This window comes from Lysobacter soli (assembly GCF_003382285.1).
Classification (GTDB): domain Bacteria; phylum Pseudomonadota; class Gammaproteobacteria; order Xanthomonadales; family Xanthomonadaceae; genus Lysobacter_J; species Lysobacter_J soli.
This window is the reverse complement of the sequence record NZ_QTJR01000010.1, coordinates 137,208-150,231: the sequence shown is the minus strand read 5'-3', so window position 1 is coordinate 150,231 and position 13,024 is coordinate 137,208. Positions and strand designations below refer to the sequence as shown.

The following is a 13,024-nucleotide window of genomic DNA, read 5'->3' as shown; positions in this document are numbered from 1 at the left end:
ACCCGGCCGAGGCCGGGTTTTTTGTTCCGCTCGATCGCTTCGTCAGAAGTTCGCACGTACGCCCACGCCGAACATCGACGTGTCGCCACCGCCCTCGGCTTCGGCCACCAGGCCCCACGTCTGCGTGAGCTTGTACTGCACGCCGGCGCTGGCGCTGAAGGCGCCGTCGTAGAGATCGCCGTCGGTGTAGTTGCCCTTCACCCACAGCTCGACGTTGTCGGCGATGAGGTGGCGCACGCCCACGGCGATGCGGACATCGTCGCCTTCGTCCGCGCCTTCCTCATCGTCCTTGACGTCGATCTTCGTGCGAAGCCAGCTCAGTTCGGCGACCAGGTCGGTGCGATCGCGCAGGTCGTGGTGCCAGCCGGCGCCGAGCACGCCCTGCGACATGTCGATGCCGGCACTGCCGATTTCACCGCCGCCCATCGGCAGCGAGACGCTGACGTCGTCGTCGCCCTTGCGGTAGGCGCCGAACAGATGGATCGACGGCGCGATCTCCGCCGAACCGGCCACGTAGAAGCCGCCGGCCTCGATGTCGTCGATTTCGAATCCTGCGGGTGCCGGCAGTTCCTGGTTGAGTTGCGCGTACCCGGCTTCCAGGTACGTGTAGCTGTGTCCGCCGGCGAGCGCGGCGAACGGCGCGGCCGCCAGCGCGGCCGCGAGTGCAAGTTGCTTCTTCATCCGATCCCCAAAAAAAGGCGCGTGCAAACCAGGCCGCACTTTGGCACGAAAGCGCCCGCGCGGCATGAGGCGGGCATCGCAAACGAAAGACCCGGCCGGAGCCGGGTCTTTGGTGGTTGCGTTGCAGCGAGGTCAGAAGCTCGCGCGCACGCCGACCATGTAGCGGGACAGGTCGTCGAACACTTCCACTTCGCCTACCAGACCCCAGGTCTGGTTGAACTTGTACTGGCCGCCGACGCCGCCGACGAAGTTGCCGTTGAAGTCGCTCGCATCGAGGTAGCCGATCTTCGCCCAGCCTTCGACGTGCTCGTTGCCGCCACGGATGCCGACCGAGGCCCGGCCGCCGTTGACGTGCCAACGATCGGTGTAGGTGCCTTCATCGTCGTGGACCTTGAAGTCTTCTTCCATGCGGAAGTAGGCCAGCTCGCCGATGAAGTCCACGCGCTCGCCCATGGCCGAGTGGAAGCCCACGCCGAATTCGCTGATCGTCAGCTCGTCGTCGACCTTGGCTTCGTACGGATCGGGCAGGCCGATGTCGAGGCTGACGTTGTCGCTGTCTTCGCCACTGGCGTAGCTTCCGAACAGGTAAACCGACTTGCTCACGCCGAACGAACCGCGCAGATAGCCGCCGTCGGCGTCGAAGTCGCCCAGAATTTCGTCGTCGTGATCGATGCGGGCCTGGTTGTAGCCGCCTTCGATGTAGGTGTAGCTGACACCGTTGTCCGCAGCGGAGGCGACGAACGGCGCGGCCGCCAGCATGGCAGCCAGAACAAAACGCTTCTTCATGAGTCCCCTGATCCTTTTGGTATTGGTCCCTGACCGCCATTGCAGCGGCCGGCGCACCATATCGTGAAGAAATCGTTAATACAAGGGTGCCTGTGGTCACAAAAAGAAGCCCGGCGTGGGCCGGGCTTCCAATCACGACATGGGGGAGAGAGAACGCTGTCGTGGAACTCGTTGTCCGCCGATGGCGGGATCGGACGCTGCGATCAGAAGCTGATGCGCGGGCCGACGAAGTACTCGGTGTAGCCGTCGACGAACTTCACTTCGCCGTTGATGCCCCAGGTCTGGTTGAACTTCACCTGCGCACCGACGCGGCCGTAGAACTCGCCGTCGACGCCCTGGTCGTAGTCCTCGTAACCGGCCAGCGCGAAGGCTTCGATGTTCGGGGTCAGGCCCGCGCGCACGCCGGCTTCAACGCTCCAGCCGTCCAGGTCGATGGCATCGAACTCGGCCTTCTCGTACGCGACGCGGGTGAGCAGGTCGACGCTGGAGTTGATCTCGTGGTTGTAGCCCACGCCCAGGCGCCAGCGGTCCAGGTCGCCGAAGTTGTGGTCGAACTCCTGGCTGCTGTAGTTGCCGAACAGGTGGAAGTTCGGCGCGATGGCGCCGGAACCGCCGACCGACCAGCCATCCGAATCCGGCGTGTCGTTGAAGCCGCCGATGGTGTCGGTGCTGGTGCCGACGTAGCCGCCTTCGATGTAGTTGTACGAGACGTTGTCGGCAGCCGACGCGGCGAACGGCAGCGCGGCGAGCAGGGTCAGGGCAAGCAGGGAACGCTTCATAAGGTCTCAGCCTCTTTATTAGGTGTCCGACGCCTGTTTGGGGGAAACGCGAGTGGCGCCGGTGCCGTGGAGTATCCGGAGCTAACCGAAATTTAACCTGAATACTGTACTGGAAGGTGCAGGAACTTCATCGAAACGTGACGGTCCCCCGCCGCGATCGGCACATCGCAACGTCACTTCAAAGCCGCAGCTTCACGGAAGGAAGGCGGCGCAGTCGCACCTGTAAAATCGCCGCATGACCCACGATCTCCCCCTCGGTCGCCACGTCGACTATCCGCGCGAATACGACGCGAGCCTGCTGTTCCCGATCGCCCGCTCGCTCGGCCGCGACCACATCGGCATCGCATCCGGCGAACTGCCCTTCATCGGCGTGGACCGCTGGAACGCCTACGAGCTCAGCTGGCTCGACCTCCGCGGGAAGCCGCGCGTGGGCACGGCGACCATCACGGTGCCGGCGACATCGCCGAACCTGGTCGAATCCAAGTCGCTCAAGCTCTACCTGAACTCGTTCAACGCGGCGCGTTTCGACTCCGACGCCGACGTGCACGCGCGCATCGTCGAAGACCTCACGCGTGTCGCCGGCGTGCCGGTCGACGTCCGGTTCGGCCTGCCGCCGACCGACGAAGCCGCTCCCGACAACGCGGTGCTCGATTGCATCGATTCGCTCGACGTCGAGATCCACGACTACGGCCCGCCGAACGCTGACCATCTCTCCGCCGATGCGTCGCGCGTGGTCACCGAGACGCTTACCAGCTCGCTGCTCAAGTCGAACTGCCCCGTCACCGGTCAGCCCGACTGGGCGCGCATCGTGATCGATTACCACGGGCCGAAGCTCGATCGCGCGGGACTGCTGCGCTACGTCGTGTCGTTCCGCGATCACGCCGAGTTCCACGAACAATGCGTCGAACGCGTGTTCGTCGATCTCATCGCACGCACGGGCGCGCAGCGGCTGTCGGTGGAAGCGCGCTACACGCGACGTGGTGGACTGGACATCAATCCGTGGCGCGCGACGCCGGGAATCGAGCGTCCTGCACCCGGTCGCGACGAACGGCAATGAACAAGCGCAGCGCTTACCCGGTCGCCATATTTCCTTAACGGGACGCGTGCCAATGTGCCTCCGCCCTCACGACAGGAGGCTTCCAACGTGACCCAACCCGACAAGAAGGCCGATTTCTCGGACGTGCAGAGCAAGGTCGAGAGCACGGAACAGATCCGTCCCGATTTCAGCGACGTCCAGTCGTCGATCAGCTCGACGGAGCAGATCACGTCCGCCACCGCGGGCGAAGCGCAGTCCTACACCGTGCAGAAGGGCGACACGCTTTCGCACATCGCCAAGCAGTTCTACGGCAAGGCCAGCAAGTGGAACGCGATCTTCGACGCGAACCGCGACCAGCTGGACGATCCCGATCGCATCCAGCCGGGCCAGGTGCTGCGCATCCCGCCGGCGGGCGAGTGAACGACCGACAATCCAGGAGACGTCCCGATGATCCGCAACCACCTGCACACCGCCGTCGCCACCGCGCTGCTCGCGTCTGTCGCGCTGGTCGGCTGCAAGAAGAAGGAAGAACCCGTCGTCACGAGCACGCCGCCCGCGACGACTGAACCGGCCGCTCCCGCGCCGGCTCCGACGCCTGCTCCGGTCGCCACCGTCACCGTTACGACGGTCGACCTCGGCCCAACCGTCGGCGCCGACAAGAAGGTCGCTTCGCCGACCGCGACGTTTAAGCCGAGCGACACGATCAACGCGTCCGTCGGTACGACGACGTCCGATCCGGCGGCCGCGGTGCCGGCCAAGCTCGGCGCGAAGTGGACCTTCCAGGACGGCCAGACCGTCAAGGAAGACACCGCCGACGTGAACTTCGCTGGTCCCGGTCAGACCGTTTTCACCATCAGCAAGCCCGGCGGGTTCCCGACCGGCAAGTACAAGCTTGAAGTCCTCCTCGATGGCGCGGTCGTGCAGACGCGCGACTTCGAGGTGAAGTAACCGTCTCTCTCCCCCACCTCACTGGTGGGCAAGCATGGGCGCGGCTCGTTACCGCGCCCTTTTTTTATGCGCGTGTTTTATCCGCGTGTTTTTATCCGCGTGTTTTTTTGCGTAATTGCCCGGCGCGGCGTTCAACGCGGCGGCAGGAAGCCGTCCACGTAGTACCAGCGGCCGTCCTCGCGAACGAAGCGGCTGATTTCGTGCAGCCGGAACGCCGAGCCGCCGCCGACGCGGTATCGCGCGACGAACTCGACGGTCGCGTGGTCCGCATCCAGCGGCGCGTGGCGCTTCACGTCGAGACCGAGCCAGCGCGTCGATGCGGTGTCCTCGAGGTCGAGCGTCTCCGGTCGCGTATCCGGATGCCAGCTGGCCAGCACGTACGCGGCATCACCGAGCACGTAGGCGCAGTAGCGCGAGCGCATCAGCGCCTCGGCATCGGCCGCCGGCGCGCCCGCGTGGAGCGGGCCGCAGCACTGGCCGTACGGGCGGCCGCGGCCGCAGGGGCACGGGGTCGAGGGCGCCATGGGCGCGGACGGCTTCGGGTTCATGTGCGAATTCTCGGCGAGGCAACCCCACTGCGACTACCATGACGCGCCCCCGCGAAGCACGAGCCGCCATGAAAGCCGCCCCGAACTACCTCGACGACGACCAGATCGAACGCCTGGCCGAACTGCTGGAGCAGCGCGCCGTGCCGTTCAAGGGGTTCAACCTGGAGGCGCTGGACGGCTACCTCTCCGCGCTCGCGGTCGCGCCGGAAACCGTCCCGTACGAACAGTGGCACGACGCGGTGTGGGGCACGCCCCCGCGCTGGAAGGACGAGGAAGAACGCGAACAGGTCCAGGCGCTGCTGCTGGGCCACTGGAACATGGTCAACCAGCGCGTGCGCTTCGGCGAGGACGACCTGCCCGACCATCTTGCGCCGCTGCTGTGGCTGCCGGAGAACCCGGAAGAGGAACAGGACGACGAACTCGATGTCGGCCGCGACTGGGCATTCGGTTTCTTCCGCGCGGTCGAGCTGAGCGAGATCAAGTGGGACCAGTGGCTTGACGAGCACGACTGGGTCGATGAGATCTTCCTGCGCTTCGATCGCCTCGCCAGCGGCGAGATCGTCGGCGAGGATCCCGAAGCGCCCGGCGAGCCGGTCAGCTATCGCGAACGGCTGGAGATCATCGCCTCGCTGCCGGGCATGCTCGCCGACCTGCACCACCTGCGCATCGACACGCTGACGCCGCGCGAGCCCATCCGCCGCGAGGCCACGCCCGACCGCAACGCGCCCTGCCCGTGCGGCAGCGGCAAGAAGTACAAGAAGTGCTGCGGCGCAGCCTGATCGCCCGCCGCCAACGTCCGACGCCATACCCTCGCGTGCGGTAGCGCGCGCCTCACTGTTGCGCCCACGCGCTTTGCCGCGCTGCATCGAAACCGCGACAATGCCGGGGTTGCGCGCCGCCCAGGCGCGCGCGTCGAACAGGCCGCGCCGGCGCCACGCCGCGACGAGCCGCGCACCCGCCCCCGTCTTCCGCTAGCGAGTCACGCCGACATGCCCAACACGCCCAAGATCCTCTACACGCTGACGGACGAAGCGCCGTTCCTGGCCACGCAGTCGCTGCTGCCGATCATCGAGGCCTACACCGCGCCGGCGGGCATCGCAGTGGAAACGCGCGACATCTCGCTGGCCGGCCGCCTCTTGTCGCAGTTCCCCGAACTGCTGAAGCCCGACCAGAAGATCGCCGACGACCTAGCTGAACTGGGCCAGCTCGCGACCACCCCGGACGCGAACATCATCAAGCTGCCGAACATCTCGGCCTCGGTGCCGCAGCTCAAGGCCGCGATCGTCGAGCTGCAGCAGCAGGGCTACGCGCTGCCGGATTACCCGGAAGAGCCCAAGGGCGAGCAGGAAAACGACATCAAGTCGCGCTACGACCGCGTCAAGGGCAGCGCGGTGAACCCGGTGCTGCGCGAAGGCAATTCCGACCGCCGCGCGCCGCTGTCGGTGAAGAACTACGCACGCAAGCATCCGCACCGCATGGGCGCGTGGAGCGCCGATTCGGCCTCGCACGTCGCGCACATGGACGCCGGCGATTTCTACGCGAGCGAGCAGTCCAGGGTGATCGACAAGGCCGGCACGGTCTCGATCGAGCTCACCGGCAGCGACGGCCGCCGCAACATGCTCAAGACCAACATCAAGGTGCAGGCCGGCGAAGTGATCGACGCCTCGCTGATGAGCGCCAAGGCCCTGTCGGCCTTCGTCGATGCGCAGATCGACGACGCGCTCGCGCGCGGCGTGCTGTTCTCGCTGCACCTGAAGGCCACGATGATGAAGGTGTCCGATCCGATCATGTTCGGCATCGTGGTCAAGCGCTTCTATCGCGACACGCTGGCCAAGCATGCCGACGTGCTGGCCCGCGCCGGCTTCGACGCGAACAACGGCATCGGCGACCTCTACGCGCGCCTGGCGTCGCTGCCGCCGGAAACCGTCGCCGCCATCGAGGCCGACATCGCCGCCGAATACGCGCGTCGCCCGTCGCTGGCGATGGTGAATTCCGACAAGGGCATCACCAACCTGCACGTGCCCAGCGACGTCATCGTCGACGCGTCGATGCCGGCGATGATCCGCGACTCCGGCCGCATGTGGAACACCGACGGCAAGCTGCAGGACACCAAGGCGATCATTCCCGACCGCTGCTACGCCGGCATCTACCAGGCCGTGGTCGACGACTGCAAGGCGCACGGCGCGTTCGATCCGGCGACGATGGGCTCGGTGCCCAACGTCGGCCTCATGGCGCAGAAGGCCGAGGAATACGGCAGCCACGACAAGACCTTCCAGATTCCCGCCGACGGCGTGGTGCGCGTGCTCGACGACGCCGGCCACGTGCTGATGGAGCACACGGTCGAAGCCGGCGACATCTGGCGCATGTGCCAGACCAAGGACGCGCCGATCCAGGACTGGGTGAAGCTCGCGGTGAACCGCGCGCGCCTGTCGAACACGCCGGCGGTCTTCTGGCTCGATCCGCAGCGCGCGCACGACGCGAACCTGATCGCGAAGGTCGAGCGTTATCTCAAGGACCACGACACCGCGGGCCTGGACATCCGCATCCTGTCGCCGGTGGAGGCGATGAAGCTGTCGCTCTCGCGCATCCGCGACGGCAAGGACACGATCTCGGTCACCGGCAACGTGCTGCGCGACTACCTCACCGACCTGTTCCCGATCATGGAACTGGGCACCAGCGCGAAGATGCTGTCGATCGTGCCGCTCATGGCCGGCGGCGGCCTGTTCGAGACCGGCGCCGGTGGTTCGGCGCCGAAGCACGTGCAGCAGTTCGTCGAGGAGAACTACCTGCGCTGGGATTCGCTGGGCGAGTTCCTCGCACTGGCCGCTTCGCTCGAACACCTCGCCAACCACACCGGCAACGCGCGCGCCAAGGTGCTGGCCGACACGCTGGACGAGGCGAACGCGAAGTTCCTGGACAACGACAAGTCGCCCTCGCGCAAGGTCGGCGGCATCGACAACCGCGGCAGCCACTTCTACCTGGCGATGTACTGGGCACGCGCGCTGGCGAACCAGACGAACGATGCCGAACTCGCCACGCGTTTCGGCAAGCTCGCCGACGCGCTGGAAGCGAACGAGCAGAAGATCGTCGACGAGCAGATCGCCGCGCAGGGCAAACCTGTGGACATCGGCGGCTATTACCACCCGGACATGGGCAAGCTCGCCAAGGCGATGCGTCCGAGCGAAACGTTCAACGCGGCGCTCGCGGCGCTTTGATTTTCCGCTCCTCCCCTGCGAATGCAGGGGAGGTTGAGGAGGGGTGAAGTGACACGCGATGGCGTGTGGTTTGCCTGACGACTTCCTGGGTGCGCTGCGCTTACCCGGGCTACAGAGCGATCAACGCGCCGTAGGTTTCGGCACCGGGCAACCCGGTGCCGCGGCGCCATTCTCAGCGCTCACGCACAGCCGGAAATCGCGCAACCCCGCGATCTGCCGCGTATCGCCATCGGCGACGGCGAACTGCCGGATCGGCTTCGCCAGGCATCCGGCGTCCTTCTTGTTCGACGCGGAACAATCGCGCGGGAACAGCGTGTAGTAGCACTGCCCGCTCGCGCTACTCAGGCACTCGAAGCGCGCCACGCCGGCCTCCACGACCGTGCGACTGTCCAGCGACGTCGCGCCGTCATGCACGATGCGATCGACGAACGTGCTCTTGCCCACGTCGCAGCCGAACAGCGACAGCAGGAAATACAGCAATGCCTGGAACTTCATGGTGCACCTCGCAGATGAGCTGGCGATCCGTTGCCGGAAGCGTCGGTGTTACATGTGGCGGAACAGCGCCATGAACGGCGCGCTGACCGGCAGCGTTTCGGTGCGCGATTTCAGGCGCACGGTGCCGCGCCCGGTGTCGTCGCGCACGATGCCGGCGATTGCCTTCAGGTTGACGATGGTGGAGCGGTGGATCTGCCGGAACGTCGACGGATCCAGCACGCCCAGCAGTTCGCGGATCGGCGTGCGCAGCAGCGCCTCGCCTTCGGCGGTGACCACGGTGGTGTACTTGTTGTCGGCGCGGAAGTACGCCACTTCGTCGACGAGGATCAGTCGCGTCTCGCGCCCGGCGCTGGCGGTGATCCACGTCAGCGGCGGCGCTGCGGCGGCGGCCGGCCGCGCACCGAGGCGCTGCAGCAGGTCGGCGAGCACCGCCGCGTCGTTGTTGCCCGTGCGCTCCTTCAAGCGCTGCACGGTCGTCGAAAGACGCGCGGGGGAGATCGGCTTGAGCAGGTAATCGACCGCACCGCGCTCGAAGGCGTCGATCGCGTACTGGTCGTAGGCCGTGACGAAGACGACCTGCGTGCGCGGAGAGACCTGCGCGGCGGCGGCAGCGACTTCCAGACCGCTGATGCCGGGCATGCGGATGTCCAGGAAGGCGACGGTCGGCGTGTGTTCGGCCAGCGCTTCCAGCGCGCTCGCGCCGTCCTCGCACTCGGCGACGATCTGCAGTTCCGGCCACGCCTCGCGCAATTGCTTGACCAGCGACTCGCGCAGCAGCGATTCGTCTTCGGCGACGACGCAGGTGAAGGCACGCTCGGACATGGTGGAATCAGACATGGCGGCCCTCCGTCGGGATCGCGGGCGGCAAGGCGGGCGGGACGGAGATCGTCGCCGCGACGCCGCTGGGGAAATTGGCGACGACCGACAGCGCCGCGCTGGCGCCGTACAGCAGGCGCAGGCGTTCGCGCACATTCTTCAGGCCGATGCCCGTGCCGCTGTTCTTCGTGTTGAAACCTTCGCCGTCGTCGGCCACGGTCACGGCGACGACATCGTCCACGCGGCGCGCGCGTATCCACACCGTGCCGCCACCGGTGCGCGGCTCCAGCCCGTGCTTGATCGCGTTCTCCACCAGCGTCTGCAGCACCATCGGCGGCAGCGGCGTGTTGCGAAGCGATTCGGGAACGTCGACCTGCACGGCCAGGCGCGAGCCCATGCGGATCTTCAGGATTTCCAGATAGGCCAATGCGCGTTCGAGTTCCGCACTCAGCGTGGACATCTCGTTGTCGGTGCTCGGCAGCGAACGGCGCAGGTACTGGATGAGGTGGCCGAGCATCTCGTCGGCGCGCGCCGGATCGCTGCGCGTGAGCAGCTGCGCGCTGGCGAGCGTGTTGTAGAGGAAGTGCGGTTCGACCTGCGCGTGCAGCAGGTTCAGGCGCGCGACGGTGAGCTCCTTCTCCGTCGCGGTCTGCGCGGTCTCGGCCTTTTCGTCCCGGCGGCGCTGCGCGACGCGGCGGCTGATCGCCCGCGTGATCGCCTCGGCATTCTCGAAGTTCGTGCCTTCGTCGACGAGGAACCAGTCGCTCCACGCGGGGCTTTCGGGTTCGCAGATCAGCGTGACGCTGGCCGCGTCGCGACCCGGCGTGACGGTGACGAGGATGCGGTTGCGCGGCACGCCGAACCAGCGCATCGGGTTCCACTGGCCGAGCGGATGGTCGCCGTCGTTCTGCGGACGTGCCACCGTCGCGCGCAGTTGCAGGCTGTCGCGCGCGCTTTCCACCGGACCGATGCGCGGCAGCTCGCGCACCGCGGCGTCGACCAGATCGAACGCCTCGCCGGCTTCGAACGGGACTTCCACCTGCCGGCGCTGGCGGTTGTCCAGCGCTTCCTTGTCGACGCGATTGGCGATCAGGCGCACGCGGTCCACGTGCGAGGACGCGGCCACGACCACCAGCGCCATCGTCGCGATGCCGGCCATCGTGAGCACCCAGTCGAGCCGGCCGAGCACCGGCAGCTGGTTCCAGATGGCCGACACGACCAGCAACGCCATGAACCAGGCGAAGCCGATGCGGAGGACGAAGGCCAGGGTCTTGAACACGGAAGCGCCTGTCACGATGGAATGCGGCGCAGCATAGCGACCCCGGCGCCGGCCGGAAGGGCGCGCGCGACGAACGCGGGTGCGGGGCGACGAAGCGGGGACTGGGAGGAGTGAAGTGATTTCACGCCCCCTCTCCCGCTTGCGGGAGAGGGCCGGGGTGAGGGCGAATCGACGACATCCGCGCCTTGCCCTCACCCCAACCCCTCTCCCGCACGCGGGAGAGGGGCTCCATGGCGAACGATCAGCGGATATACGACGAATCCGTGTTCCGCACGCGTTCGATCTCGCGCTGCTTGAACAGGCGATTCGCCTTCTCTTCGGTCATCTCGTACTTCGGCGCCACGTACGGGAGCAGCAGGCGCAGCCACGAACTGCTGATGCGACGCGATTCCTCCGGGCAGCCCTGCGCGCGCGATTCGGGCAGGTCGCCGTCGGTCACGATGCTCAGGTAGCGCGCCGGGTCGCTGCCGTACAGCAGGCACTGCAGGTTGAAGTAGCGCTGCTCGCCCAGCGCGTGCTGGTCGGCGTAGGCGTCGAGGTTGTACTCGCCGGTGCTGCGCGCGAGGAACCAGTTTGACGCCATGCGCAGGTTTTCGGTGACGGTCGAGGTGGATTCGTTGAGCCCGGCGAAGCGCAGCATCAGCGTGGTCGCGAGCTGGTCGACGGCGTCTTCCTCCCGGCCGGTGATCGGGATTTCCAGCAGGGTGATCAGCGCGTGGCCGGTTTCGTGCAGCAGGATGAAGCGGAAGTTCGCATCCAGGTACTGCTGCGCGTAGGTGTCGGGGAGCTTGTTGTGCGCGGCGAGTTCGCGGCCGCGCTGCTCGAGCACCTTCATCGTCTCGTAGCACATCACCACTTCATTGCGTTCGGGCGAATAGAACGCGTTGACCTCGCCGCATTCGGCGGTGACATAGTTGATCGGCCGCGGCAGCATCAGCATGCCGTCGATGGCCTGCACTTCCGGGATGTGGCGCAGCATGTCGGTGTCGTGCGCGAGCTTGTAGTACGGCTCCAGCTCGGCGTTCTTCGGCTTCACGTATTCGTAGCCGAACTGCACGCCACCGGCCTTGCTCTCGGCATCGGCGGTCTTGGCGAAGCTCACCGGCTTGAGCGCGGCCATGTCGTCGGCCATCGCCTTCTCGGCAGCCTTGCGGCCTTCCTCGCGCGCGGCCGCGAGCGCGGCGGCCTGGCGCTTGCCGGCGATCAATGAATAGCCGAACGCGCCGCTCACCACGCCCAGTGCCAGCGACAGCAATACGATCAAGAGTCTCGTCGACATGCGCGTCCCCGTGCGCTTACCCAGGCGACGCGCGCTCCCGTGCGTGCGTCGTGGGCGGAATCCTAGCCGCTGCGGCGTGACGGCGGAACCGCCACGGCCTTCACACGTCGTGGAGCCGCGCTACACGCGCTTCAGGCGGCGTGGCCCTCGGCGACGCTGGCTTCGGGGCGGATGCGGACGGCCCAGAGCACGCCGGCGATCAGCAGCGCGATGCCCAGCATCGTCAGCGGTTCGGGCGCGCGGCCGCGAAGGATGAAGGCGTAAGCCAGCGCGGCGAGCGTCTCGAACACGATCAGCTGCCCCGCCAGCGCGGTCGGCAGGCGCTGGCTGGCGGCGTTCCAGCACAGCGTCCCGATCCACGAGGCGAACAGGCCGATGCACGCCATCAGGCCGACGAAGAACCACGGGCGCGGGCCCATCGGCATCGCGAAGTCGCTTCCCGCCACGGCCATGCCGCCCCACAGCAGCGTGTAGCCGGCCAGCGCGAGCGGCAGCGTCGCCACGCCCTGCGCGGTCGCCCACGTGCGCGGCCTGCGGTCCGGGTGCGCGCGCAGCCAGTCGGCGTTGCGCAGCGGATACCAGGTCCAGCACGCCACCGCCACGATCGCCAGCAGCGCGCCCTGCAGGTAGCGCGACGCGTCGGCGTCGGGCTGCGCGCGCAGGGCCTCCAGTTCGACCCGGTTTACGCAGGCGATGCCGAGCGCGATCAGCAGCAGCGATGGCGCGAGCTTCCGCCACGGCAGGCGTCCATCGCGGCGGTGGTCGCGAAGGTTCGCGCTGATGGCGATGACCACCGGCAACGTGCCGATGATCATCGTCGGCAACGGTGCCCCGGCGCGCTGGATCGCGCTGGCCAGGCACACGTAATAGAGCAGGTTGCCGATGGCCGCGAGCTTGAGCGCTTCCTTCCAGTCGGCGCGCGACAGGCGGCGCAGGTTGGCGCGGTCGATCCAGGCCAGCGGCAACGCGATGAGACCGAAGGCGAGGTACCGCCCGACCGATTGCAGCGCCGCCGGGTAGTCGGGCAGCAGCAGCGGCGCGACGAAGACCAGGCCCCAGAGCAGGCCGGCGGCGAGGGCGTAGAGGGTTCCGGTGAGCATGGGGGAAGCGTGGGCGCTTGGGCTTGCGATGTCTTGAACGAGATTGCGGTGGCATCTGACTC

The 13,024-nt window shown here is 67.1% G+C and carries 14 protein-coding genes; 5 read left to right on the top strand and 9 right to left on the bottom strand.

The window, feature by feature from the left end; genetic code table 11:
• Positions 1-42: 42 nt before the first annotated feature.
• From DX912_RS13965 to DX912_RS13955, 3 genes are all read right to left on the bottom strand, one after another.
• A complete protein-coding gene (locus DX912_RS13965; protein ID WP_115843268.1) occupies positions 43-681 on the bottom strand; it encodes an outer membrane beta-barrel protein in 639 nt (212 codons plus the stop codon).
• A 132-nt stretch (positions 682-813) separates the two neighbouring features.
• A complete protein-coding gene (locus tag DX912_RS13960; protein WP_115843265.1) occupies positions 814-1,467 on the bottom strand; it encodes a hypothetical protein in 654 nt (217 codons plus the stop codon).
• Positions 1,468-1,670: 203 nt separating this feature from the next.
• Positions 1,671-2,246, bottom strand: a complete 576-nt coding sequence (locus DX912_RS13955) for an outer membrane beta-barrel protein (RefSeq protein ID WP_115843263.1) — start codon at positions 2,244-2,246, stop codon at positions 1,671-1,673.
• A gap of 235 nt (positions 2,247-2,481) precedes the next feature.
• Between DX912_RS13955 and queF the strand changes: the two genes are divergently transcribed.
• The 3 genes from queF (at position 2,482) to DX912_RS13940 (ending at position 4,230) form a co-directional block, all read left to right on the top strand.
• Entirely contained in the window at positions 2,482-3,303 is an 822-nt protein-coding gene (queF, locus tag DX912_RS13950) for an NADPH-dependent 7-cyano-7-deazaguanine reductase QueF (protein ID WP_115843261.1), read from the top strand.
• A gap of 87 nt (positions 3,304-3,390) precedes the next feature.
• Positions 3,391-3,702, top strand: a complete 312-nt coding sequence (locus DX912_RS13945; protein ID WP_115843259.1) for a LysM peptidoglycan-binding domain-containing protein — start codon at positions 3,391-3,393, stop codon at positions 3,700-3,702.
• A 27-nt stretch (positions 3,703-3,729) separates the two neighbouring features.
• The gene (locus DX912_RS13940; protein WP_115843257.1) at positions 3,730-4,230 is read left to right on the top strand and encodes a hypothetical protein; all 501 of its coding nucleotides are present in this window, start codon (positions 3,730-3,732) and stop codon (positions 4,228-4,230) included.
• Between the two features lie 131 nt (positions 4,231-4,361).
• On the opposite strand, the gene DX912_RS13935 is transcribed toward DX912_RS13940, so the two are convergent.
• Complete coding sequence (locus DX912_RS13935; RefSeq protein ID WP_233433595.1) at positions 4,362-4,778, bottom strand: YchJ family protein; 417 nt, start codon at positions 4,776-4,778, stop codon at positions 4,362-4,364.
• Positions 4,779-4,846: 68 nt separating this feature from the next.
• On the opposite strand from DX912_RS13935, the gene DX912_RS13930 reads away from it, so the two are divergent.
• A complete protein-coding gene (locus DX912_RS13930) occupies positions 4,847-5,557 on the top strand; it encodes a UPF0149 family protein (RefSeq protein ID WP_115843255.1) in 711 nt (236 codons plus the stop codon).
• Positions 5,558-5,767: 210 nt separating this feature from the next.
• Positions 5,768-7,993 (top strand): NADP-dependent isocitrate dehydrogenase, encoded by a 2,226-nt coding sequence (locus tag DX912_RS13925; RefSeq protein WP_115843253.1) that lies wholly within the window; start codon positions 5,768-5,770, stop codon positions 7,991-7,993.
• Between the two features lie 120 nt (positions 7,994-8,113).
• On the opposite strand, the gene DX912_RS13920 is transcribed toward DX912_RS13925, so the two are convergent.
• From DX912_RS13920 to DX912_RS13900, 5 genes are all read right to left on the bottom strand, one after another.
• Positions 8,114-8,488, bottom strand: coding sequence for a hypothetical protein (locus DX912_RS13920; protein ID WP_115843251.1), 375 nt, complete (start codon positions 8,486-8,488; stop codon positions 8,114-8,116).
• A gap of 48 nt (positions 8,489-8,536) precedes the next feature.
• Positions 8,537-9,325, bottom strand: a complete 789-nt coding sequence (locus DX912_RS13915; RefSeq protein WP_233433594.1) for a LytR/AlgR family response regulator transcription factor — start codon at positions 9,323-9,325, stop codon at positions 8,537-8,539.
• Entirely contained in the window at positions 9,318-10,583 is a 1,266-nt protein-coding gene (locus tag DX912_RS13910; protein WP_233433593.1) for a sensor histidine kinase, read from the bottom strand. Before DX912_RS13910 ends, DX912_RS13915 begins: the two co-directional genes overlap by 8 nt.
• 241 nt (positions 10,584-10,824) lie before the next feature.
• The gene (locus DX912_RS13905; RefSeq protein ID WP_115843247.1) at positions 10,825-11,862 is read right to left on the bottom strand and encodes a DUF4344 domain-containing metallopeptidase; all 1,038 of its coding nucleotides are present in this window, start codon (positions 11,860-11,862) and stop codon (positions 10,825-10,827) included.
• A 131-nt stretch (positions 11,863-11,993) separates the two neighbouring features.
• Positions 11,994-12,962 (bottom strand): DMT family transporter, encoded by a 969-nt coding sequence (locus DX912_RS13900; RefSeq protein ID WP_115843245.1) that lies wholly within the window; start codon positions 12,960-12,962, stop codon positions 11,994-11,996.
• Positions 12,963-13,024: the final 62 nt, after the last annotated feature.

Bases quoted from the DNA above. Each gene is read 5' to 3' on its own strand.
- DX912_RS13965 (WP_115843268.1), bottom strand. From the start codon at position 681: ATGAAGAAGCAACTTGCACTCGCGGCCGCGCTGGCGGCCGCGCCGTTC.
- DX912_RS13960 (WP_115843265.1), bottom strand. From the start codon at position 1,467: ATGAAGAAGCGTTTTGTTCTGGCTGCCATGCTGGCGGCCGCGCCGTTC.
- DX912_RS13955 (WP_115843263.1), bottom strand. From the start codon at position 2,246: ATGAAGCGTTCCCTGCTTGCCCTGACCCTGCTCGCCGCGCTGCCGTTC.
- queF (WP_115843261.1), top strand. From the start codon at position 2,482: ATGACCCACGATCTCCCCCTCGGTCGCCACGTCGACTATCCGCGCGAA.
- DX912_RS13940 (WP_115843257.1), top strand. From the start codon at position 3,730: ATGATCCGCAACCACCTGCACACCGCCGTCGCCACCGCGCTGCTCGCG.
- DX912_RS13935 (WP_233433595.1), bottom strand. From the start codon at position 4,778: ATGAACCCGAAGCCGTCCGCGCCCATGGCGCCCTCGACCCCGTGCCCC.
- DX912_RS13930 (WP_115843255.1), top strand. From the start codon at position 4,847: ATGAAAGCCGCCCCGAACTACCTCGACGACGACCAGATCGAACGCCTG.
- DX912_RS13925 (WP_115843253.1), top strand. From the start codon at position 5,768: ATGCCCAACACGCCCAAGATCCTCTACACGCTGACGGACGAAGCGCCG.
- DX912_RS13920 (WP_115843251.1), bottom strand. From the start codon at position 8,488: ATGAAGTTCCAGGCATTGCTGTATTTCCTGCTGTCGCTGTTCGGCTGC.
- DX912_RS13915 (WP_233433594.1), bottom strand. From the start codon at position 9,325: ATGTCTGATTCCACCATGTCCGAGCGTGCCTTCACCTGCGTCGTCGCC.
- DX912_RS13905 (WP_115843247.1), bottom strand. From the start codon at position 11,862: ATGTCGACGAGACTCTTGATCGTATTGCTGTCGCTGGCACTGGGCGTG.
- DX912_RS13900 (WP_115843245.1), bottom strand. From the start codon at position 12,962: ATGCTCACCGGAACCCTCTACGCCCTCGCCGCCGGCCTGCTCTGGGGC.